Origin of the sequence: Streptomyces sp. NPDC001406, assembly GCF_042895285.1 — a bacterium.
Classification (GTDB): Bacteria; Actinomycetota; Actinomycetes; order Streptomycetales; family Streptomycetaceae; genus Streptomyces.
The window spans coordinates 172,384-194,114 of the sequence record NZ_JBIAWG010000001.1; the positions used below are offsets into that span (position 1 = coordinate 172,384).

Consider the following 21,731-nt stretch of genomic DNA (forward strand, 5'->3'; position numbering starts at 1 on the left):
CCCGTTATGGTCGCGAGCACCGATTGCTCGGGCTGCGAGGGGGCATCCCGGCCTCATCGCACTCCCAGTTCCCCCCGCCCCAACGCGCACGTAAAGGCTCGCCATGCCTGAGCCTGGATAGCTATCACGGGCGAGCTCGCCACCGGGTTGTCCTCCGCGACGGGGCATTGCGGCGGTGCGCGCGTGACCCCAGTCGAGGCTCTTCTCGGTCTCTACACGGCGACGCGGCATCGGCAGGCGACAGCTCCGAGCGTGCTGAGCATGGCCGTGGCGGAGGAAGCCGCCATTGGATGTCATTACCGATCTCCTCCACTGGCTCCGGGCGCACGGTTGCGATGCGAATGAGGCTATGGATCGCGCTCAGATGTACTTCGAGGCCGAGTTCGATGTGGTGAGTGAATCGCCATGACACGTCACGCAGTTGCAATCGCCGAGTACGTCCAGACGTCCGCCGGGATCTCGTACTTCAGCTTCCATGTGATCGCCATCGGCTTGCTTCCAGCGTGCTCCATGTACTCAGCCGGCCCCAGGAGCATCCACGGCTGTGCACCGCCGATGTCCGTGTTCTTGTAACGGCGGACAAAGAGCAGTACGTGGCTGCCCTCCGCAGCGTGGTGCTGATAGCGCAGGCCGGTGGGGGAGGTGTCCGACGTCTGGTTCTGGGACTCCCAGTGGAAGAGGGTCTCGCTCAGTGCGTAGTCGTGGTAGCGGGTCTGTGAGGAGAAGTCCTTTTCGTCTTTGTCCAGGGTGATCAGCAGTGCGTCGGTCTTGATCGATTCGCACCACTTCACCCCCTCGCGGAAGTCTCCTGGCATGAAGCCGCCGATGGCGGACTGGCCGAGAGCGGGCAGGATTTCCTCGCGGGTGTAAGAAGCGTGCACGGTCAGCGGGATGCCGGCGTGGCCGCCCATTCCCAGGAGCGGGATCGGAACGTGCTCGGTGTGGGCGAGGTTGTACTGCAGCACCTGACGCAGCTCATTCCGCACTGCATGCTGCTTGCGCAGCGTCGCGAACCCGGCGTCGTAGTGTGCAAATCCCTTCCGCGTCACGCCGCCCAGCGGCCAGAGCTGGAAGAAGAGCATGCGGGCGTACGCCTGCCCCTGCTCGTCGAGCTCGCTATAGGTGGGAGCGTCATCTTCCAACATCCGGGTGTACGCGGCCACGCGCAAAGGGTCGTCCACGTGGAGGAAGGAAGCGACGCGCTTGAGGAGTGCCGCTTCACCTTCGGACGCGTCACCTTTGAGGAGTCCGGAACGGCGGAGGAGTCCAGTCCAGGAGTTGCCGTTGCCGCGGTAGAGCTCCCTAAGCTCGCGGCCGCTCTCGTCCAGATAACGACTGAGCGTGGGCTCGGCGTAGTCAGCGACCTCGCGGGCCAGGGCAGTGACGTTGACGCCGATCTGCTCCTTGATGTTGGCGATGATGGTTTTCTTCGCCTTCTCTTCAAGGATGATCTGGCAGCCGGACGGTAGCTGCGGGAAGTCATGCTCGATGTTGTCCAGCAGGCGCTTGCGGGTCAGGTTGGTGAGCGCCCGGAACTGGTTCTCGAAGCGGAACTCCTTGCGGTGCTGCCCGATGAAATCGAGCACGGTGAGTACCGCCTTATCCTCCGTGCGTCGCAGGCCCCGGCCGAGTTGTTGGAGGAACACGGTCGCGCTAGAGGTTGGGCGGAGCAGGAGCAGCGTGTCTACGTCAGGGATGTCGAGCCCCTCGTTGAGGAGGTCGACCGAGAAGATCACCTGCAGGGCCCCCGACCGCAGGTCGGCCAGTGCCTGCATGCGCTGCTCGGTGGGATTCTCGCCGGACAAGGCGATGGCACTGAGGCCGGCCGTACGGAAGGACTCCGCCATGAAGTGCGCGTGTGGCACGGAAACGCAGAATCCCAACGCTCGCATGGAACTCGGCTCAGCGATCTTCTCCCGGACAGCCTTCACGACCAGCGCTGCACGCCGCCCGTCACCCGACAGCGTGTCGCTCAAGGCGCTGGGGTCATACGCCCCGCGCTTCCACTCGATGGCGCTGAGATCGGTGTTGTCACTGATGCCGAAGTAGTGGAAGGGGCTGAGGAGGTCATTCTCCAGCGCCTCCCACAACCGCATCTCAGCAGCGATCCGCCCACCGAAGAATTCGTCCTGGACGTTCTTGCCGTCCATGCGCTCAGGCGTCGCAGTGAGCCCCAGCAGCTCCAGCGGCTCGAAGTGATCGAGGATCTTCCGGTACGTCGGTGAAGTCCCGTGGTGGAACTCGTCGATCACGATCACATCGAAGTGATCAGGGGCGAGCCGGTCGAGGGTGCGCGTATTCAAGGACTGCACGCTGGCGAACACATGCGTCCATCGCTCCGGGATCTCACCGCTGTGGAGGGACTCGCCGAAGTTCGGGTCCACCAGGACATCTTGGTAGGTCCGGAGGGACTGCTGCAAGATCTCCCTGCGATGAGCGACGAACAGTAGACGCAGGTCACGGCCGTGCTCCTTCCGCAGCTGCTTGTAGTCGAGCGCCGCCATCACTGTCTTGCCGGTGCCGGTAGCGGCGACGAGTAGATTCTGGTGCCTCTCGTGCACATCCCGCTCGACGTCCAGCCGCTCCAGCATGTCGCGCTGGTGCGGATACGGCCGAACTTCTAGACCGGACAGGGTGATCCCGCGGTCGGCGGTGGCCGTCGATGACGTACCGCCCGCGATCGCCAATGCCTCTTGGAGGCGACCGCCGTCGGCGTCGGGGTCGTACGTCTCGAAGGACGGATCATTCCAATAGGCCTCGAAGGTGGCCTCGAACTTGCGCATTACATCGGGTGTGGCGACGGAGGACAGTCGTACGTTCCACTCCAAGCCGTCCAGTAGCGCAGCCTTGGACAGGTTGGAGCTGCCGACATAGGCAGTGTCGTAGCTGCTTCTGCGACGGAACAGCCAGGCCTTGGCATGGAGTCGCGTGGACCGGGTCTCGTAGTTGACCTTGACCTGGGCGTTGAACTCTTCTACCAACCGGTCCAACGCGCGCCGTTCTGTTGCCCCGATGTAGGTCGTTGTGATGACCCGTATCGGCACACCCCTCTCATGGGCGGCCCTCAGCGACGGCTCGATGATCCGCAAGCCGTGCCATTTCACGAACGCGCAGAGCAGATCGACGCGGTCTGCCGTGGCGAGTTCGGCACGCAGTTCGAAGCCGAGGCTCGGGTCTTCCGGGGAGTTCGTCAGGAGAGCCGTCTCGGAGAGCGGGGTGGCGGGCCGGACGGCGAAGACACCTTGAGCCTCCTGCCGTGTGAGCGCTAGCAGTTGGCGAGGGCCATCCGACACAAGATCTACCCACTCCCTGGCCCCCTCAAGTGTGCTGATGGACTCCAAGATGTGGTTGGCCGCATGGACCCGCTCCTCGGCCGGCAGACCTTGGAGCACGCGTCGCACTGTTCCGGCGACATGTGCTGCCAGGACGTGAGGAACTGATTCAGCACCTACGGAGTCGATCACTGGGCGCCAGCCGAGGTCGCTGAGCTCCTTGAGTCGCTGCTCGACCCGCAGGGTGATCAACTCCTCGTACACACCTGCGGCAGGGTGCAACAGCTCTTCCGGCTCAGGCACGCTAGTTCCTTCGATCGCTCGGCTGCTGTGCCATGTGTAACAGAGAGTACTGACACCGAGCCACGAACATCGAGAAATCCGACTCTGCCCCGACGCAAGGCCGAATGATCTACGATCTCTGTATGACTCAGGAGAAGCTTGGAAAAATCCTTAGCTCAGTCGCAAAGAGAATGCGAGCCGATTTTGAGCAATCCAAGAACTTCAACCATAATGGCGAGGCCGGCACCTCACGCGAGCTCCTTATTCATGACTTCCTTGCCGGCTACCTTCCGTCGCATGTTGAAGCCGTGCACAATGCGGAGATTGTGACTGCGACTGGAGAAACGTCTCCTCAGTGTGACATTGTGCTCACTGACCGCGGAACGCCTCCTTTTACGACCTTGAATGGGTACCGGATCATCCCCAATGAGTGTGTGTACGGGGTAATCGAGGTGAAGACCAAGTTAGACGGCGACCAGGTAGCAGATGCGTGCAATAAGATCAGTAAGCTGCGTCGCTTGCCTAAGAAATCATATCGCCCTACACCGGGGCTAGTTCCGAGAACTACGTCGGCATACGGTAAGGTCCATGATTTCTTCCCGACGTCCGGCATGATCATTGCTTTTGATAGCCTGAAGTTGGAGACCATAGGCGAGCATCTCGTCAAATGGTGCAACACGCGAGACATTGCGGAGTGGCCAGACAGCGTCTGGGTGCTCGGCAAGGGGCAACTGCAATGGCAGAACCCGGCGACTGGATTTATCGACAGGACTCCGGTGCCTGGGGCATCGCTTGTGGAGATAGACGCGATACCCGACCAAGACATCCTGCTGGCCCTTGCGCTGCATCTCAATATTCACCTATCGGATGCCTGGATGAATCCCCTGGATCTCGTGCCATATTCTGGGGCCACACCCTTGGGCGCGATGACTCGCCGATGGTCAACCGTTGGTGCAAGGCGTTATTCTAAGGCGCTAGAGAAGCCTTAGGGGTGACCGCGGGCGCGGTGTCGAGGGAAAATGTCCCGTCATTCGCTCGGTACATTATGTCGACCTCGTATATTCTGCATAGGTCGTACATATCAGCATCCGGTTGGGTGGGGAGAAGGATGGTGCGCTTAGGGGTGCTGGGGTTCGCCTTTGTGCTTACGTAGCGGCTATAGTCCAGGAGTTGACCAAGGGCCATCCTCACGTCCTCCCGTGCGCTGGCGCCCTTCACTTCGTAAAGTGTGTGATCTGTGGCGTCATACAAGTCGGTTCGAAGCGTCGAACTCAAGCCCTTAACTCTTATCTGGAACGCCCCGACCCTATGTCCCAAGGATTCAAGGTGTTCCTTGTATTCTTGAGTTAGCTCCGCTTCGCGACGTACCGCTATGAAAGAGGCGGAGGCGGAACGCAAGCTCATTCTCGTGTTGAATGCTTCTGGGACCACAAAGGTGCCGCTAGTTGCCGCGTGGATGAGCTTTCGCTGTGTACTTGGATTTTTCCGGCGCTGCTTCGGCATTGACAGTGCGCCGCTAGTTGCTGGATCGGTTTGAAGCATCGCTGCCGTAACTAAGGTGAAGTTCACGAGTTCTGCAGTGGTTTTCTCGGCGACAGGGACCAGATTTTTCGCGGAACGCCGTACCGTGCCTTCTGGCTCGGGCCTCAGTCGAAAGACGATGACATCGCGATCGATGAGATCCTCGCCGTGCACTCGGCGCCAGACGTAGGGTTGCAGTTGATCCAGTACGAATTCGCCGAGAAATTCATGCGTCTTTGTGTCGCTGTGAGGCACTTTGCCAACTTGTGTGAACACTCTCAGGGTTCGACCCTGCTCGGCATGCCGCAGGATCGCCCTATTGCCAATACCGGCGGCCCCCTCAAAGGTCTGGGGTCCGGACTTTCCGGCCCCGGTGTACTCGAAGACCGGACCTAGGTCGTCGTCCTCCGCGAGCCAGCCATCGTAGTAACCAAGCTTCTCGCCCACGCTCGGGTCGGAAAACAGGTTGACGGACCGCTTTTCTGTGGCAGGGCAGATTCCGCCCTGTGTGCTCCCTCCGAAGACCTTAATGATCTGTTCCCTGGTGAGGACGTCGCCGGGGGCTATCGCTATCTCGTCCAGTCTGCTTGTCATGCTTAGATCATGCCATCGCGCCCTTTCACACTTCCCTGACGGGTGGGGCATATCAAGCAGCGAGGGCGATGTGAGAGTCAGTGCCCTCGGGTTGTCTTTCCGGCCACCAAGACGCCATACGCCCCGCTGCTCAGAGGGCGTGCCCGACGACTCGGATGCCGTACGCCGGCCGCCCGGCTGCGGATACCAAAGCGAACGTCAGCCAAGGCTGGGACAAGCCTGCTCCTCCCGTCGGTGGCCTTGAAGTCAGGCGGCGTTCCTCGTCTGCTTGGTGGCCGTCTTTGGGATCGCCTGGGCTGGCTCTACTGCGTCGGGACGGGCACGGGCGCAGGAACGGGGGCGTTGGAGGCCAATCGCGTCTCCACGCTCGCGAGATCCTCTATGGCGTGTTGGAGATCCTCTTCCAGCACGGTGAAGATCCTCGGCGTCACCGGTGCCGTCTCCCGGAATAGCTCGCACCGGCGCAGTGCTGCGCGCAGATAGCCGAGGATCGTTCGGACGTACTCGCCTGGTGGAAACGTGACGTATTGGCTGAGCAGCGACTCCAGGGTGAGCGAGGCCTTCTGGACGTCGGCCGTCATGACCGCGAACACGTCCCAGGACTCCCTGTCCTCGGGGGACAGTTGCGGCAGGAGCCACTCGTACGCCTGGTCCCTCCGGACGAGCCCCTCGTGGAGGCACCGCCGCACGGCAATCAGGCTGAGTCGGATCTCGGGGGCGATGGGATACATCTGACCTGGGCTGATCCCGAGCGTCATGCGCAGGTCGGCGATGTTGGTGACGGATTTGTCGAGATCGTCGAGGGCCACCCGTAGCAAGCCCGCGTTCCGGTAGAACTCCGGGTCCCTGCACTGCAGATCGTGATAGCTGGCGAGACGCTCGGTCGCCGCCCTGACGTTGCGTTCGATCAGCGCGATCTGCTCGAACGCTCCCGTGTCCCGCAGGATCTCCAGTGCCTTCTCACTGCGGTCCCGCGTCAGCGCCTTGGCGAAGCAGAAGCCGGTTAGCGAGAACAGCGAGCCGATGACGAAGTCCTTCTCGTCGTTGAAGATGTGCTGCAGATTTGGATACGCGATTACGGAGATCAGGACGAGCAGGATCAGCCCCCCAAGTCCCCACTTGTACTGTTTATGTGACGGACTGTCGGCAAGAAGCCCCCGTCGCAGCATCGCTTCCCCCTCGCAGATGTCGCGGTGAAGTGCCAGGGTCTTGAGGGTCGATCGACGGTGTCAAGGGTGATGGAGAGTTGTGCGGTAGCACAGCCGGGACAGCGATGCCGAAAGCGCCACCAAGCTCATACTGCTCGGCCCGGCAGAGGGCCGAGCAGGATCACCGTGGACTGTGCTTCCGCCCCTGGCCCGGTTGCCGTGGCCTGGCTAGGCCCCCGCCCCATGACACTCCCCATAACTCAACCCCGCCCCACACCAACACCCCGCCCCCCGCTGAGGCGGCCAAGCCACAGCCCGCCCCCGGGCCGCCAGCGTCGTCGCATACTGCGGCAGCAACGTCACATCCCCCGGCGACGACCCCTCCGACGCAGCGAACGCCTCATAAGAAGGCACCGTGCCCGTCACGATCCCCAGGTTCGGTGTCCCCGAAGACGCCAGCTCCCGCAGCGAGGCCTCTATCGTCGCGAGGTGTTCCTCGCGGGACGGGTACTCCGTCGCCAGGGAGGGGTACGCCTCCACCAGCTCCGCCAGCTCACCCTGTGCCCAGTGCAGGACGGCCACCGGGAAGGGGCGGGACAGTGCCTCGCGGTATGCGCCGAGTTCCGCTCGGAGGCGGGAGATCTCCGCTTCCAGTTCCGCCGGGTTGTCCGAGCCCAGGGACCACACCCGCTTGGGGTCGTGCAGCTCGTCCAGGGACACCGGGGAGGAGTGCAGGGTGTCGGCCAGGGCGTCCCAGTCGTCGTGGGGCAGGCCCAGCATGCGGCGCACCCGGTGGCGGCCGAACAGGAGAGGGCGGGTCGAGTACGGGGGTTCCGTCACGTCCGTCAGGAGCAGGGTCGTCCCCTCCGTGAACGTGGCCTGCGCCGCCTCCAGCTCGTCGTGGGACTCCAGGGCCTCGGCGACGATCACCCAGGGGGCCGCGTCCCGCGGGGCCGACGCGCGGACTCCGTCGATGATCGCGCGGGCCTCGGCCTCATGGCCGTACTCCCAGAGGTTCGAGGCCTTCAGGGCCCGTACCAGGTGGGGGTTCTCCAGCGTGTCCGGGGTGGACAGCAGACGGTCGTAGAGCGTGGTCGCGGCGGGGCGGTCGCCGGCCAGTTCCAGGTGGGCCGCGGACTGCAGCAGCAGGGCCTCGGCGTCCGCGGGGTACAGGCCGGCGGTCCGCTCCAGGCGTGCCGCTTCGGCGGTGTGGTCGACGTTCTCGGCAGGCGTGTCGGGGCGCATGGGGGACACCGTACTGCCGACCAACGACACAGGGAGAGGATGCGCTGGTCGGCAGAGCTACGGAGGCGTCAGGATTTCCGGATTCCTGCGGGGGCGGGACCAGGGCCGGGGCGGCGGCTCATATCGTGATGCCGTCCACTTGCAACGTCTGCACCGACTTCGCCGCGAAGGGTACGGCCACCGTCTTCCCGGAGAGGTGCGTGTCCGAGTGAGCGGTGTAGAGGTCGCCGCCCCCGGCCGTCACCGTGTTCCAGCGCGGGACCAGGCCGTTCGTGCCGCCCGTCACCGTCGTGAAGCGGGAGAGGTCGAAGGTCAGGGTCTGGGCCGAGGAGGAGGTGTTCGCGGCGACGATCACCAGGCGTTTCGCTGACTTGTCCAGTGCGGCGGCCGCGTAGCTCACTCCTGTGTCGAGGATCGTCATACCGGGGCGGATGTGGCGGCTGAACTGCGCCATTACGTAGTACTTCGTCTGGACGGCGCCGGGCTGGAGTGTGCTCGCGTCGTACGCGATCACCGCCCAGCCAGAGCTGGGGTCCATCACCTGCCAGTAGACCCAGGCGGTGGGGTGCAGCCAGCGGAAGTCGTAGAGCAGGTTGCTCGCCATGGTCATGCCGGTGCCGTCGATGTCGCCCGTCTCCGAGTTCCACAGGGCCTTGCCGGCCATCGTCACCACGTCCGTGTAGAGCAGGTCGCGGCGGCCGCCCGAGCCCTGGTAGCCGTGGACGTTGACCCGGTTGACGTACCCCTTGGTGGTCGAGCTGAAGGAGTTCCACGTCGTGCGCGCCAGGTCGTAGCTCGTCTCGTCCGATGCCGAGATCTTCGTGCTCGTCAGGCCGCGCTTGTCCAACTCGCTTCGCATGTACGGCAGTACGGCCGCCTGGACGGAGGCGTCCATGTGGCAGCCCTCCTGCGTACCCGTCGCCGTCCACCAGCTGGAGGAGGGCTCGTTGAAGGGCTCGACCGTCGCGAAGTTCACGCCCCAGTTCTGCTTCGCGTAGAGGGCTACCGCCGCCAGGTGCGAGGCGTGCTGGCGGTAGTTCCAGGACTGGAGGTTGTTGCCGCCGCCGGAGGCGCCGGAGGGGTTGTGGTTGAGGCACATCCACCACATGGGGGAGTTGGCGAAGAGCTCGGTCGTCGCACCGCGTGCCGTCGCCTTCAGCAGCATCGCCCGCTGGGTCGCGTCCGCCGTCCACTTCCAGGCCGAGGAGGTGGGGTCCTCGTTGTTCCAGTCCTGCCAGTAGCCCTCGATCTGCTTGAAGGCGGGGATGTTGGGCGAGGCCACCATGCTCTCGCCGTTGACGCTGTTCCAGCTGCATGCGCCGAGGTTGTAGCGGGCGATGTTCAGGCCGAGGCCGGGGAGTGAAGTGCCGTTGTACGTCGTCGACTTGGTGGTGAAGAAGATGTCGGCGAAGTCGTCCCGGGCGCCGAAGGCGTTGGCCCACCAGGCCAGGGAGGTGCCCCAGCCCTCCCAAGTGCCATACGTCGTCGACGGGTTGACGGCGATGGTCGCGTCGGCGCGGGCGGTGCCCGTGGCCAGGGCGCTGCCGAGCAGGCCGCCTCCCGCGGCTGCCAGCAGTGTTCTGCGTCGGATCATGGCTTCTTCTCTGCCTCTCCGTGCGTGCGGCTCAAGCGCCGGTCTCCCATGGACCGGCGTTGGCTCGTCCCCCCGCATGCCAACAGGAAGCATCAGGTGTGGTGTGTGAGGTTGTCGAGGGTTGTGACAGCCCTTTCTAAAACCCGTGTACAAAGCAGCTGTACGGCCCGCGTGCGAGGCAGCTGTACGGCCCGTGTCCGGCCGGTGTCCGGTCAGCGTCCGTCAGTAAGGCTTACGGCTCTGGTGAGTTGACGGCGTGCGCTTTATCGTGCGGGCGGCGTCCCGGGCCGGTGAGGGAGGTGTTCGTATGCGGGCTTCCGTCGTTCGCGTGGTGCAGCACAGCAGCCGGCGGAGGCGTGCCCGGCGCCGGCGGGCGGTGTGGGCCGGGGGTGAGGTCCTCGTCACCATCGGGGTCGTACTCCTGCTGCTGGTCGTGCATCAGTTGTGGTGGACCAATCGGGAGGCCCGGCGGGGGGCCGAGCGGAAGGTGGAGGCGTTGGAGCGGGAGTGGGGGGCGGGGGGTGGTTCCTCCGGTTCCTCCAGTTCCTCTGAGGTGACTGCCGTCGAGTCCGCTGCTCCCTCGTCGGGTGCGGGAACGGGTGCGGGTACGGGAGCGGCCGGGCGGCAGCCGTCGTACGTCACCGTCGGCTCGTCGCTTCCGCGAAGCTCCCAGGCGTACGCCATCCTGACCATCCCCCGACTCCATCTGCGCGTGCCGGTCGCCGAGGGCGTGAGCAAGCGGGACGTCCTCAACAAGGGGTACGTCGGTCACTATCCCGGCACCCAACAGCCGGGCCAGGCAGGCAACTTCGCGGTCGCGGGGCATCGGAACACCCATGGCGAGCCTTTTCGGTATCTGCCGCGGCTGCGGCCCAAGGACGTGGTCGAGGTCGAGACCAGGTCGGCGACGTACACATACAGCGTCGACAAGGTCCTTCCGCAGACCTCGCCCCGGGACTCGGGCGTGATACGGCCCGTACCGCGCTCCGTTGTGCGACCCGCGTACGGCTACGACGATCCCGGCTACTACATCACCCTGACCACCTGCACCCCGGAATTCACCTCCAAGTACCGGATGGTGGTGTGGGGGAAGCTGACTTCGATGCGGCCCCGGTCGTAGTCAGTCTTTGCTTTTCTTTGGGGCGGCCCATACCTTCCGCATAATCCCTCTCCCTAGTGTCGATGGGGTTGGCATGTGCACAGAGTGAAGTGCGTGCGCATACGGGGAAGTTACGGGGGCGGGTCTCATGTCCGACTTGGCGAAGGAAGCCGCGTCGATGCACAAGGCGGCGTCGGGGCTGCGGACGGTGGGGCATCACACGACGAAGCCGTTGGCGGAGTTCAAGGAGCAGCAGCACGACCTGAAGGCGTTGGGGGCGCTGGGTTCGTTGCTGGGTGCGAAGGACGAGATAGAGAAGGGCATGACCACTCTGTCCAAGCTGACGAAGCAGTTGGAGGAGGAGTGGGAGGCGGAGGCGAAGCTGATCGGTGAGGTGTCCGACACCTTCGATCTGCTGGATCTTCTGCTGGCGGCCGCGGCCCGGGCGAAGAAGGGCTGAGCGGCGCACAGTCATGGTGGATCTCAACCCTCTGCACTACATCAACAGAGCCAACCACTGGTTCGGTGACAAGCTCGCCAGTCGCCTGGAGTTCCTGGGCATCACGGATCCGGCGGTGGATCCGGACGGGGTACGGGAGATCGCCAAGAAGTGGCGGCACCTGGCGAAGGGGCTGGAGGACGCGTCGGCGGCCGCCGAGCGGGCGCTGTCGGGAGTGGAGTGGGAGGGCAAGGCGGCCAAGGCCTTCCACAAGCGGTCCAAGTCGGCCCGTAAGAGCGCGAACGAGATGGCGCATTCGCTGCGGGAGGGCGCGAAGGCGCTGGACGACTTCGCGGACAAGGCGCACGAGTTGCTCTCCGAGATCGGCGTGATGCTCGCGGAGATCGCGGAGTTCGAGATCGCGGGGCTCGCGCTGTCGATTCTCACCGCCGGTGCCTCGGAGGTGGCCTCGAATCTGATGGCCGGCGAGCGGGCGCTGAAGGTGGTGGCGCTGGTCGGGCGGATCGAGGAGGAGGGTACGGCGCTCGGGTCCGTGGTGCGCGGGGTGATGGAGGTCATCCGGGGCGTGGAGCGGGCGCTGCAGGCGTTGAAGGAGATCCGCGGTGTTGCCCAAGTGGGCAAGATGGCGGCCGAGGGGGCGAAGTTCTCTGCCTTCCAGACCTTGCTGGAGGATCCTGGCGCGTTCAAAGACCCTGACAAGCTGGCCGGGATCCTGACCGAGGGTGCGCTGATGGGCGTCGGGTTCGGGGTGCTGGGCAAGGCCCTCGGCAAGGGATTGAAGTCGCTCAAACCCAGTGAACTGGCAAGGTTGGCCAAAGCCCTGAAGTTCGGCGGAAACGATTTGTCCCGGCTCAAGCTGCGACCGGGTGAGGCCGAGGAACTCGAAGCCGCGATCCAAGCTGCGGAGAAGGAGTGCAAGCTCGACCCGATCGATGTGGCCACCGGAACAGTGCTGCTCCCGCAGACCGATCTCGAGCTGCCGGGTGCACTGCCTCTGCTCCTTGAACGCACTCACCTTTCGTCCTACCGCTGGGGTGGATGGTTCGGCCCCTCTTGGGCGTCCACGCTCGACCAGCGGCTCCAGGCAGCCGACGACGGCATCACCTACGCGGCACCCGATGGATCCAGACTGGTATACCCTCGCCTCCCTCCCGATGCGAGCGAACCGGTCTACCCGGAAACCGGCCCTCGAATACCTCTGGCCTGGGACACCGACACCGACGGCGCGATGAGGATCACGAATGCCTCAACCGGTCTGACGTACATCTTCCACAGCCCGCAACCCACCGGTGACGGGGATGCGGTCGATTTGCCCCTGCAGGTGATCGAAAACCCCCACGGTCACCGGATTACTGTCCACTACAGTGAGGCTGGCATACCCGTCGAGGTGTCTCACTCCGGTGGCTACCGCGTGGCGCTCGACCACCACGCCGAACTCGCACGTATCACCGCTCTGCGCGCCCTCGACCCAGAGCGCCCGGGTGCCGGCGGAACGGTTCTGGTGTCCTACGGCTACGACGACGAAGGCCGTCTCTCCGAGGTCCGCAATGCCTCAGGTCAGCCCCTGTGCTTCACCTACGACGAAGCAGGGAGGATCACCTCCTGGACCGACCGTAACGCCAACTCGTACTCCTACACCTATGACGAACACGGCCGCGTCGTACGCACCGAAGGAAGCGGTGGCTTCCTCACCGGCACGCTCACCTATGACGACGCGACCCGCACCACAACTGTCACCAACGCCCTGGGGTACAGCACCCGTTACCAGCACAACGAGGCGCTCCGGCTCATCGCCGAGACCGACCCTCTCGGCAACACGAGGCACCAGGAGTGGGACGCCGAAGGCCGGTTGATCGCCCTTACGGACGCCCTCGGCCACACCACTCGCCATCGCTACAACGAACAGGACCTACTCACCTCCGTCGTCCATCCGGACGATCAGGTCGTCTTCGCCGAGTACGACGATCGGGGCCTACCGGTCGCCATTACCGGACCCGACGGCAGTGTGTGGCGTCAGGTCTACGACGGTCACGGCAACCGCACCTCTGTCACCAACCCGATCGGTGCCACGACCCACTTCGCCTACGGGACCGATGGTCTGCTCGAAGCCGTCACCGACCCACTCGGCCGCGCCACGCGCTTCCGCTACAACAGGGCCGGCCTGCCTGCCGGGGTGACCAGCCCGCAGGGTGCCACCACCTCGTACACATATGACTTCCTGGGGCGGCAGACCACCGTCACGGATCCGTCGGGGAACGTCACCCGGCTGGAGTGGACCACAGACGGGCATATGGCCCGACGCACCGCGCCCGACGGCAGCAGCGAATCGTGGACGTACGACGCCGAAGGCAATTGCACGTCGCACATCGACGCATCGGGCGGTACAACCCGCTTCGAATACGGCGACTTCGACATGCTGACCGCCCGGACCGGCCCGGACGATGCCCGTTACACGTTCACCTACGACACAGAACTGCGCCTCACCGGCGTCACCAACCCGCAAGGGCTGAAGTGGGACTACGAATACGATGCCGCTGGGCGCCTGCTCTGCGAAACCGACTTCGACGGTCGCACGCTGACGTACACCTACGACGCGGCCGGCCGCTTCGTCTCACGGACGAACCCGGTCGGCCAGACCATCACGCACCGGCTGGACCCGGTTGGCCGCATCCTGGCCAAGGATGCGGACGGCAGCCAAACCACGTACGCGTACGACACGGCAGGCCACCTCATCGAGGCCAGGACCGAGACATCAACACTCGTACTGGAACGCGATGCGCTGGGCCGGGTCTTGGCCGAAACCGTGGACGGCCGCACGACCCACTACACCCACGACACCCTGGGCCGGCGCACCACCCGTACGACCCCACTCGGTGCCGTGAGTCACCTGTCATGGGATGACGGCGACATGGTCACAGGTGTGTCCTTGGCCGGACACGAGCTCGCTCGATCGCACGACGTCCTCGGTCGCGAGACGACTCGCGTCTTCGGACCGCGTTCCGCTCCCGTCACACTCCATCACGCCTGGGATCAGCTCAACCGCCGCAGCAGCCAGCGCCTCACGACCACGGACCGCACTCTGCGCTCCCGTGCGTACGAGTACCGGGCCGACAGCAGCCTGATCGGTATCGAGGACCGCCTTGCGAACGAGCACCGCAGCGTCTCCCTCGACTCCGTGGGACGTCCGCTCGCCATCACAGCCGACCGCTGGACCGAGACGTACACCTACGACCCGGCGGGCAACCAGACCAGCGCCCGGTGGCCGGACAGCGCGTCGCATCCCGAGGCACGCGGCGAACGCACCTACACCGGAACTCGCATACGGTCCGCGGGGCACATCCGCTACGAGTACGACGCCGCCGGCCGCACCACTCTCCGCCAAAAGACCTACCTGTCCCGGAAACCCGACACTTGGCGCTACGAGTACGACACCGAGGACCGCCTCGTTTCCTGTACGACACCCGATGGCACCAAGTGGACCTACACCTTCGACCCCTTGGGCCGTCGCACGGCGAAGCACCGCACATCTGCCGACGGTAAAACCTGCCAACAGACCATCCATTTCACCTGGGACGGGACGGAGCTGGCCGAGCAGACGGACCTCACCACAGGTGTCATCACCACATGGGAGTACGACGGAGAGCACCCCATCGCCCAGTTTGAACGGAAGATCACCGCCTCGGACGTCTCCCTGGCAGCAGCCACCCACGAAGATGTGGACTCTCGGTTCTTCGCCATCATCACCGACCTGGTCGGCACTCCCACCGAACTGGTGGACGAACACGGCGACATCGCCTGGTACACCCGAGCCACCCTGTGGGGAATCACCAGTTGGAACCGGGATGCCAGCGCGTATACACCGCTCCGCTTCCCCGGCCAGTACGCAGACCCCGAAACCGGCCTCCACTACAACTTCTTCCGCCAGTACGACCCGGAAACGGCTCGCTACACAACACCCGACCCGTTCGGTCTGACACCGGCGCCCAACCCCGTGGCCTACGTCTCCAATCCCGAGACATGGAGCGACCCCCTCGGGCTGGTGCCGAAAGCCTGCAAGATGGACGGCTACTCATGGGACGGAAGTGTCCGGTTCGGCAAGCTGGATAGTCTGGACCGCCCAACTGGCATCTGGGCTTCCTTGCGGAAAGAGATGCTTGACCAACCACCGGGTTCGGAGGCAGGGAGGATCACCCCGCCGGGCTGGCGAGGGAACGGCGACGCATTCAACGAAGCACGCGGGCACCTACTGGCCCGCATACTCGGCGGGCCGGGAAAGGGGAGGCTGGGGCGCCAGAACCTGGTTACCCTCACACAGAACCCATCGAACAGCCCGGTGATGAGTAAATATGAGGCGATGGTCTATGCAGCGGTCAACGACGGCGAGATCGTCCAATATTCAGTGAAACCTGTCTATGCCGGAACAAACCCGATACCCCTCAGGCTCGAACTGCGCGCATACGGAAACCGGGGATTCCGGCTCGAGAAGGACGTCGACAACCCCGCTTCGGGTGTGCGCACCGCAATTCCAGGTTGGCAACCAAACCGTCCATGAAGAAACGAGGAGGAAATGACTCGCACCACCCCGGCCCGGCCATTGGACATCGAGGCGCGGTTCCCCGAACTGGCCGACCATCGGAAGAGCTGCACGCGGCTGCATCCGCGTCCCGGAACGCCCGACCCCTTCCACAGCTCCATCGGTGGACCGTTCCTGTGGCCGGCTGACGAGCCGTGGCCGACCTGCCGAGAAGCGCATCCTCGTGACACCGGTCGTCGCATCGAGGACATTCACGAGGAGCGGCGGGTGCTGGATGAGGCATGGCGTCGCAGCCCAGAAACAGGTCCGACGGAGCAGGAGCTGGAGAGGTTGCGAGAGCTCCGCCGGGAGCATCACGTTGCCGCTTTCCAGGAGACCTCGCCCGTCCCCCTCGTCCCGCTCGCCCAGCTACGCGTCCAGGACGTGCCGGACCTCGTCGTTCCGGAGGGGCACGACCTCCTCCAGGTCCTGTGGTGTCCGTTCAGTGCGCACGGGCGGCAAGCGACCCCCGGCATTCAGCTTTGCTGGCGCCGGGCGGCCGACTGCGCGCCGCTCCTGCATCCGCCCCTGCCGGACGTGGTGGGCGACGCGGGCTATGTGCCCGAGCCTTGTGTCCTCCATCCGGAACAGGTCGTGGAGCACGAGTACATCGAGCTCCTGAGTGAAAGCCTGCGGGAGCGTGTCGAGGAATGGGAAGAGGAGAACGAGGAGGCCGACGGTGGCGAGGACTTCCTCACCTATGAAGAGGATTTCTCGATCGCGCCGGGCTGGAAGGTCGGCGGCTACGCAACTTGGGGCGTGACGGGCCCTTATGCGATCAGTTGCGCTTCGTGCGGGGCGTCCATGGAGCTCCTTTTGGCCATCAACTCCCTGGAGCTGGGTGGAAGCACCAGCTGGGTTCCGTTGGAGGACCGCGACCTCATCGGCACGCATGGAATGAACACCCCCACGCAGGTGAGGGTGGGCAGGGGCGGCTCGCTGAACGTTTTCCGGTGCTCCATGGACCTCCGGCACGACTACAAGGTCATCCTCCAGTGAGTCGCCCGCGGCTTCACATGCGAGAGTTCCCTGGTCGCCCCTCCCGACCTTTCGGGCGCGCTACGAGGAGACCGCGGCGAGTGAACGTCCACGCGGCGCCGGGTCCATCCTGCTGGGAGTGAGTGATGATTCACGAGGTCGATGACATCGAGCGGGAGTTGCAGCGGGTGGTGGGGCGGCCCGCGGTGCAGGACGTGCCGCCCGTGCTGTCCGCCTTCGACGTGCGTACGGGGATTCCGGTCGCGGAGTTCGACGCCCGGGTGCGTGCCGTACTCGGCGCCGCTCTTCGGCTCGCGCTCGCTCAGCCCTTCGGCGGGGCCGAGCTCCCCGTCGACCTCGTCCCTGAATGGTTCGTCGCGGCGAGTACGGGGCGGGGTGAGTCGTGGAAGGTGCAGGGCTGGCTCTGGCAGTTCGAGCCCGGGGACGAGTCTCGTGGCTGGGCCTGGTGGGATCTCAGGGAGTCGGGTGAGCGCACGGCTCGTGTGTGGGTGGACTCCTGGGGTGAGTACTTCTTCGGCTGCGACGACTTCCGGTGGCTCGCCCGTGCCGCCGGTGCCGAGGAGGTCAGTGGGCCCGTCCTCGTGCGTGCCGGCGACTGGGCGGCGGGCGTTCCTTTCTGAGGTGTTCCTGACGCGTCCGAGGTGTTCCCGGCGCGTTCCGGCGGCCGTCGTTCAGCTCCGCTCCCGCAGCGCCAAGACACTCCCCGCCCCCACCACGGCCAGCGCCGCCGACACCACGATCGCCACGTTCGTGCCCTGGCCGAAGCCGCCGGAGGAGGACGTCACCAAGGCGATCGTCAGGGCCACGCCCGCGCAGGAGCCGATGTAGCGGAACGTCTGCTGGGCGCCCGAGCCCATTGCCGCTCGCGCGACCGGTACCGACTCCACCGCCAGCAGAGGCAGCGCGGCGTTCAGCAGGCCGCTGCCCATGCCGCCGAGGACCAGGCCGGGGATCAGGCGGGGCCAGGAATCCGCTGCTATCGCGCCCAGCATCGTCAGCGCGCCGGCTGCGTGCAGCAGGAAGCCGATGGCCAGTTGCAGGCGCGGGGCCACGCGGCCCGCCAGGCGCTTGGCCTGCAGGGCCACCGTGAAGGACAGGCCGGACCACAGGAGGAACAGCCAGGCCGTGTTCATCGCCGTCATGTGCAGCGCCTGCTGCAGTACCGCGGGGAGGAAGCTGAACAGGCCGATCACCGTCAGGCCCGTGAACAGGCCGGCCGCCGACGACGCCAGGAAGCGGCGGTGGCGCAGCAGGCCCAGGTCGATCATGGGGGTGCTCACCCGTCGCTCCACCAGTGCGAACAGCGCGAGCAGCAGGACGGCCGCCGCGAACAGCAGCTCCACCGGTGCCCGCAGCCAGCCGTCCCGGCCCAGGGTCAGTGCCGCCACCAGTGCCACCAGCGCCGGGCCGAAGGTCAGTGCGCCCAGCAGGTCCGGACGGCCGCCCCTGGGTGAGCGGGACTCGGTCAGGGGGCGGACGGCCAGCGCGGCCACGATCAGCGTCGCCGCGCCCAGGACGCCGTACGCCACCCGCCAGTCGGGCAGTGACCCGGCGACCAGCGGGCCGACCGCGATGCCGCCGCTCACGAAGGCTCCCCACACGCCCGTCGCGTGCAGCCTGCCCCGCGGGCTCGGGAAGGCGGCCACCAGCAGGCCGAGGCTGCTCGCCAGGATCGCCGCGCTGGCCGCGCCCTGGGCTATGCGGGTCAGGGTGAACATCCACGTCGTCGTGGACAGACTGCTGAGTGCTGTCGTCACGCCCAGGGCCAGCGTGCCTAGCAGGAAGATCCGGCGGCGTCCGTAGTCGTCGGCCAGGCTGCCCGCCACCAGGAGCAGGGCGGCGAGGCCCAGTGGGGTGCCGTTCAGGAGCCAGGCCTGGGCCGAGACGGGGGTGTGCAGGGCGGCCACCGTGCCGGGGAGCGTGACCACCGGGGCCGTGTACGTCATCAGGGCCACCGCCGTCGCGGCGCTGGTCAGGGCGAGCGTGGCCCGGGGGTGCGGAGGCGCTTCCGCCTTCGGTCCAGTGTTCGGCGCCGTGTGTGGCGCGCTCTGCTTGGCGGTGGGCTCCGCTGCTTCCGCACGCTGGAGAGTTCTTTCATTGAACCTTGTCATGGGTGTACCGTAGCACCGTCGGTTCGGTCATTGAACCAACACTTCGGAAAGTGGCTAAGGTGGACGCCATGGCACTGGGCAAGGACTACGCGACGCAGGAATGCTCGATCGCCCGCGCGCTGGAGATCGTCGGCGAGCGGTGGACGCTCCTGGTCGTCCGCGACGCGCTCTACGGCGTCCGGCGCTACAACGACTTCCTCGTCCACCTCGGCATCCCGCGCGCCGTCCTCTCGGCCCGCCTGAAGACGCTCACCGAGGAGGGGATCCTCGAAAAGCGCCGGTACCAGGAGTCGCCGCCACGGGACGAGTACGTCGTGACCGACCGCGCCGTCGCCCTGTGGCCGGCGCTGCGTGCGCTCGCGGTCTGGGGGCGGGAGCACTTCAGCGAGACCCAGCTGCGTTACTTCCGGCACGTGGACTGCGGTACGGAACTCGGGCCGTACGGCGAATGCCCCGCCTGTGGAACCTTCGTACCCCCCGCGGACGTCCTCATTACGCCGGGACCGGGACTCGATCCCGACCCGGCCGATCCGGTCAGCCGGGCGCTGCTCAAGCCCAAGCGCTTGTTGGAGCCCCTGGAGACCGGACACGCATAAGCAGCGCGAGGACGACGCGCGTGCAACAGGTGGTCGAAAGGAGCAGCAGGCAATGGTTCGCCGCTGGGCATCCCCGCGTCCCGCCGCCGTCCTGCTGCTCCTGCTGCTCGACATCGCGCTCCTCGACACCGGCACCCTCTCCGCCACCGTCGCGCTCGCCGCGACCGCCGCGGCCGGGTCCGCGCTCGCCCTCTGCTCCCTGATCGCCGCGCGCTGCGCGCCCGCCGTGCCGCCCACCCGGGTGCGTACGGCCATCCGCGACCGCGACCGCCGTACGGCCTTCCTGCCGCAACGCGATCCCGACGCCTCGGGGCGGCCACGTCCCCGAGCGCCCGGACGCGCCCTCCCGGCGACCACCGCGTAGGGCGATCACCCCCCGAAACACCGAAACACACAGGTGACCCCGCGCGGGTCGTCATGCCGCCATCCCGCATCACTCCGGCACGACGAGACCCACGGAGGACTCACCCATGTCCGTTTTCGCCAACCTGGTCGAGCAGCTCGCCGATCTGCTCCAGCCGCTCTTCCACGCGTCCGCGGCCGCCGCCGCGATCGTTGTGTTCACCGCGCTCGTACGACTCCTCGTGCATCCGCTGTCCCGGGCCGCCGCCCGCGGTCAGCGCGCCCGGGCCGCGCTCCAGCCGAAGGTCGCCGAGCTGCGGAAGAAGCACGCGAAGAATCCGGAGAAACTCCAGACGGCGGTGCTGGAGCTGCATGCCGAGGAGAAGGTCTCGCCGCTGTCCGGCTGTCTGCCCAGCCTCCTCCAGTTGCCCGCCTTCTTCCTCCTCTACCACCTGTTCTCGAACTCGACGATCGGCGGGGAGGGCAACGGGCTGCTGACCCACCAGCTGTTCGCGGCGCCGCTGGGCGGGCGATGGGCCGACGCCCTCGGCGACGGCGGGGTCTTCGGGGGCGCCGGGCTCGTCTACCTCGCCCTTTTCGCCGTTGTCGCCACCGTCGCCACCTTCAACTACGTCCGTACGAAGCGGATGGCGACCGCCGGCGGTGCGCTGCCGGTGGGGGACGGGGACGGCGGCGAGCAGGTGCCGGGGCTCGCCGCGGTCGGCAGGATCATGCCCCTCATGTCGTACCTGACGATCGTCACCGTCGCCGTGGTGCCGCTGGCCGCCGCGCTGTATGTCGTGACCAGTACGACCTGGAGTGCCGTGGAGCGCGCGGTGCTCTATCGCTGAGGGCCCGGTTACGGTCCAGTACGTGAACCGGGTATTGCGGACTGGACCTCGACCTTGGAGGATCGACCAGTCCTCCGATGGCTGCACACATCGGCGGGGCGTTCGCGATCGAGGGAGATTGTGACCATGAAGCTGTTGCGAGTCGGTACGGCGGGGGCGGAGCGGCCCGCGCTGCTCGACGCCGAGGGGACCCTGCGGGACCTGTCGGGGATCGTGGACGACATCGACGGGGCGCTGCTCGCCGACGACGCCGCGCTCGGCCGGGTCCGGGCCGCTGCCGAGGCCGGGGAACTGCCCGCGCTCGACGCGACCGGGCTGCGGGTCGGGGCGCCGCTGGGCCGGATCGGGAAGATCGTGTGCATCGGGCTGAACTACCACGACCACGCCCGGGAGACGGGGGCCGAGCCGCCCGCCGAGCCGGTCATCTTCTTCAAGGCCGCGGACACCGTCGTCGGGCCGAACGACACCGTGCTCGTGCCGCGCGGCTCCGAGAAGACCGACTGGGAGGTGGAGCTGGCGGTCGTCATCGGGCGTACGGCCCGCTACGTCGAGTCGGCCGAGGAGGCGCTCGCGCATGTCGCGGGGTACGCGGTCGCGCACGACGTGTCCGAGCGGGAGTTCCAGATCGAGCGGGGCGGCACCTGGGACAAGGGGAAGAACTGCGAGACGTTCAATCCGCTGGGGCCTTGGCTGGTGACGGCGGACGACGTTCCGGATCCGCAGAGTCTGTCGCTGAAGCTGTGGGTCAACGGTGAGCTGAAGCAGGACGGGACCACGGCCGAGCAGATCTTTCCGGTCGCGGAAGTCGTGCGGTACGTCAGTCGGTTCATGACGCTGTACCCCGGTGATGTCATCAACACCGGTACGCCGGCGGGGGTTGCGCTCGGGCAGCCCGAGCCGAAGCCGTATCTGAGGGCGGGGGATGTTGTCGAGCTGGAGATCGAGGGGCTCGGGCGGCAGCGGCAGGAGTTCAAAGACGCCTGATGGGGTGGGGGCTGCGCGAATTCGGCGGGTGAAGGCCGTAAGTGGGTGATCGCGCCCACG

Annotated in this window: 16 protein-coding genes; 10 read left to right on the forward strand and 6 right to left on the reverse strand. The window is 66.0% G+C overall.

Annotated features, from left to right (window positions below; genetic code table 11):
• Positions 1-413 precede the first annotated feature (413 nt).
• Positions 414-3,575: a DUF3427 domain-containing protein gene (locus ACFY1J_RS00795; protein ID WP_390730337.1), complete on the reverse strand. Its 3,162-nt coding sequence runs from the start codon at positions 3,573-3,575 to the stop codon at positions 414-416.
• 122 nt (positions 3,576-3,697) lie between these two features.
• On the opposite strand from ACFY1J_RS00795, the gene ACFY1J_RS00800 reads away from it, so the two are divergent.
• Positions 3,698-4,543 carry a DUF6602 domain-containing protein gene (locus ACFY1J_RS00800; RefSeq protein WP_390730338.1) on the forward strand — a complete coding sequence of 282 codons (846 nt, stop codon included), beginning with the start codon at positions 3,698-3,700 and terminating at the stop codon, positions 4,541-4,543.
• On the opposite strand, the gene ACFY1J_RS00805 is transcribed toward ACFY1J_RS00800, so the two are convergent.
• The 4 genes from ACFY1J_RS00805 to ACFY1J_RS00820 all read right to left on the reverse strand — a co-directional run bounded on the left by ACFY1J_RS00805 (position 4,521) and on the right by ACFY1J_RS00820 (position 9,656).
• Complete coding sequence (locus ACFY1J_RS00805; protein WP_390730339.1) at positions 4,521-5,669, reverse strand: hypothetical protein; 1,149 nt, start codon at positions 5,667-5,669, stop codon at positions 4,521-4,523. The genes ACFY1J_RS00800 and ACFY1J_RS00805 overlap by 23 nt on opposite strands.
• 302 nt (positions 5,670-5,971) lie before the next feature.
• Positions 5,972-6,838 carry a hypothetical protein gene (locus ACFY1J_RS00810; RefSeq protein WP_390730340.1) on the reverse strand — a complete coding sequence of 289 codons (867 nt, stop codon included), beginning with the start codon at positions 6,836-6,838 and terminating at the stop codon, positions 5,972-5,974.
• Positions 6,839-7,045: 207 nt separating this feature from the next.
• Positions 7,046-8,062 carry an SEC-C domain-containing protein gene (locus ACFY1J_RS00815; RefSeq protein ID WP_390730341.1) on the reverse strand — a complete coding sequence of 339 codons (1,017 nt, stop codon included), beginning with the start codon at positions 8,060-8,062 and terminating at the stop codon, positions 7,046-7,048.
• Between the two features lie 118 nt (positions 8,063-8,180).
• The gene (locus ACFY1J_RS00820; RefSeq protein WP_390730342.1) at positions 8,181-9,656 is read right to left on the reverse strand and encodes a beta-1,6-galactanase; all 1,476 of its coding nucleotides are present in this window, start codon (positions 9,654-9,656) and stop codon (positions 8,181-8,183) included.
• 307 nt (positions 9,657-9,963) lie between these two features.
• Between ACFY1J_RS00820 and ACFY1J_RS00825 the strand changes: the two genes are divergently transcribed.
• The 5 genes from ACFY1J_RS00825 to ACFY1J_RS00845 all read left to right on the forward strand — a co-directional run bounded on the left by ACFY1J_RS00825 (position 9,964) and on the right by ACFY1J_RS00845 (position 17,407).
• A complete protein-coding gene (locus tag ACFY1J_RS00825) occupies positions 9,964-10,776 on the forward strand; it encodes a class E sortase (protein WP_390730343.1) in 813 nt (270 codons plus the stop codon).
• Between the two features lie 127 nt (positions 10,777-10,903).
• Positions 10,904-11,215: a hypothetical protein gene (locus ACFY1J_RS00830; RefSeq protein ID WP_390730344.1), complete on the forward strand. Its 312-nt coding sequence runs from the start codon at positions 10,904-10,906 to the stop codon at positions 11,213-11,215.
• A gap of 13 nt (positions 11,216-11,228) precedes the next feature.
• Positions 11,229-15,767: a DUF6531 domain-containing protein gene (locus tag ACFY1J_RS00835; RefSeq protein WP_390706805.1), complete on the forward strand. Its 4,539-nt coding sequence runs from the start codon at positions 11,229-11,231 to the stop codon at positions 15,765-15,767.
• Between the two features lie 15 nt (positions 15,768-15,782).
• Positions 15,783-16,787, forward strand: a complete 1,005-nt coding sequence (locus tag ACFY1J_RS00840) for a hypothetical protein (RefSeq protein WP_390706804.1) — start codon at positions 15,783-15,785, stop codon at positions 16,785-16,787.
• Between the two features lie 125 nt (positions 16,788-16,912).
• A complete protein-coding gene (locus tag ACFY1J_RS00845) occupies positions 16,913-17,407 on the forward strand; it encodes a hypothetical protein (protein WP_390706803.1) in 495 nt (164 codons plus the stop codon).
• Positions 17,408-17,458: 51 nt separating this feature from the next.
• Here ACFY1J_RS00845 and ACFY1J_RS00850 read toward each other — a convergent pair whose 3' ends face one another.
• Positions 17,459-18,898 (reverse strand): MFS transporter, encoded by a 1,440-nt coding sequence (locus ACFY1J_RS00850; protein ID WP_390706802.1) that lies wholly within the window; start codon positions 18,896-18,898, stop codon positions 17,459-17,461.
• A gap of 68 nt (positions 18,899-18,966) precedes the next feature.
• Here ACFY1J_RS00850 and ACFY1J_RS00855 point away from each other — a divergent pair, with 68 nt between their 5' ends.
• The 4 genes from ACFY1J_RS00855 to ACFY1J_RS00870 all read left to right on the forward strand — a co-directional run bounded on the left by ACFY1J_RS00855 (position 18,967) and on the right by ACFY1J_RS00870 (position 21,671).
• Positions 18,967-19,494: a winged helix-turn-helix transcriptional regulator gene (locus ACFY1J_RS00855; RefSeq protein WP_390706801.1), complete on the forward strand. Its 528-nt coding sequence runs from the start codon at positions 18,967-18,969 to the stop codon at positions 19,492-19,494.
• 52 nt (positions 19,495-19,546) lie between these two features.
• The gene (locus tag ACFY1J_RS00860) at positions 19,547-19,858 is read left to right on the forward strand and encodes a DUF6412 domain-containing protein (RefSeq protein ID WP_363295370.1); all 312 of its coding nucleotides are present in this window, start codon (positions 19,547-19,549) and stop codon (positions 19,856-19,858) included.
• Positions 19,859-19,964: 106 nt separating this feature from the next.
• On the forward strand, positions 19,965-20,687 hold the full coding sequence (locus tag ACFY1J_RS00865; RefSeq protein ID WP_390730345.1) for a YidC/Oxa1 family membrane protein insertase: 723 nt from the start codon (positions 19,965-19,967) through the stop codon (positions 20,685-20,687).
• Positions 20,688-20,813: 126 nt separating this feature from the next.
• Positions 20,814-21,671 carry a fumarylacetoacetate hydrolase family protein gene (locus tag ACFY1J_RS00870; protein ID WP_390706799.1) on the forward strand — a complete coding sequence of 286 codons (858 nt, stop codon included), beginning with the start codon at positions 20,814-20,816 and terminating at the stop codon, positions 21,669-21,671.
• Positions 21,672-21,731: the final 60 nt, after the last annotated feature.

Coding starts and splice junctions, on each gene's coding strand:
- ACFY1J_RS00865 (WP_390730345.1), top strand. CDS start 19,965: ATGTCCGTTTTCGCCAACCTGGTCGAGCAGCTCGCCGATCTGCTCCAG.
- ACFY1J_RS00820 (WP_390730342.1), bottom strand. CDS start 9,656: ATGATCCGACGCAGAACACTGCTGGCAGCCGCGGGAGGCGGCCTGCTC.
- ACFY1J_RS00840 (WP_390706804.1), top strand. CDS start 15,783: ATGACTCGCACCACCCCGGCCCGGCCATTGGACATCGAGGCGCGGTTC.
- ACFY1J_RS00825 (WP_390730343.1), top strand. CDS start 9,964: ATGCGGGCTTCCGTCGTTCGCGTGGTGCAGCACAGCAGCCGGCGGAGG.
- ACFY1J_RS00860 (WP_363295370.1), top strand. CDS start 19,547: ATGGTTCGCCGCTGGGCATCCCCGCGTCCCGCCGCCGTCCTGCTGCTC.
- ACFY1J_RS00850 (WP_390706802.1), bottom strand. CDS start 18,898: ATGACAAGGTTCAATGAAAGAACTCTCCAGCGTGCGGAAGCAGCGGAG.
- ACFY1J_RS00805 (WP_390730339.1), bottom strand. CDS start 5,669: ATGACAAGCAGACTGGACGAGATAGCGATAGCCCCCGGCGACGTCCTC.
- ACFY1J_RS00870 (WP_390706799.1), top strand. CDS start 20,814: ATGAAGCTGTTGCGAGTCGGTACGGCGGGGGCGGAGCGGCCCGCGCTG.
- ACFY1J_RS00835 (WP_390706805.1), top strand. CDS start 11,229: ATGGTGGATCTCAACCCTCTGCACTACATCAACAGAGCCAACCACTGG.
- ACFY1J_RS00830 (WP_390730344.1), top strand. CDS start 10,904: ATGTCCGACTTGGCGAAGGAAGCCGCGTCGATGCACAAGGCGGCGTCG.
- ACFY1J_RS00855 (WP_390706801.1), top strand. CDS start 18,967: ATGGCACTGGGCAAGGACTACGCGACGCAGGAATGCTCGATCGCCCGC.
- ACFY1J_RS00845 (WP_390706803.1), top strand. CDS start 16,913: ATGATTCACGAGGTCGATGACATCGAGCGGGAGTTGCAGCGGGTGGTG.
- ACFY1J_RS00815 (WP_390730341.1), bottom strand. CDS start 8,062: ATGCGCCCCGACACGCCTGCCGAGAACGTCGACCACACCGCCGAAGCG.
- ACFY1J_RS00800 (WP_390730338.1), top strand. CDS start 3,698: ATGACTCAGGAGAAGCTTGGAAAAATCCTTAGCTCAGTCGCAAAGAGA.
- ACFY1J_RS00810 (WP_390730340.1), bottom strand. CDS start 6,838: ATGCTGCGACGGGGGCTTCTTGCCGACAGTCCGTCACATAAACAGTAC.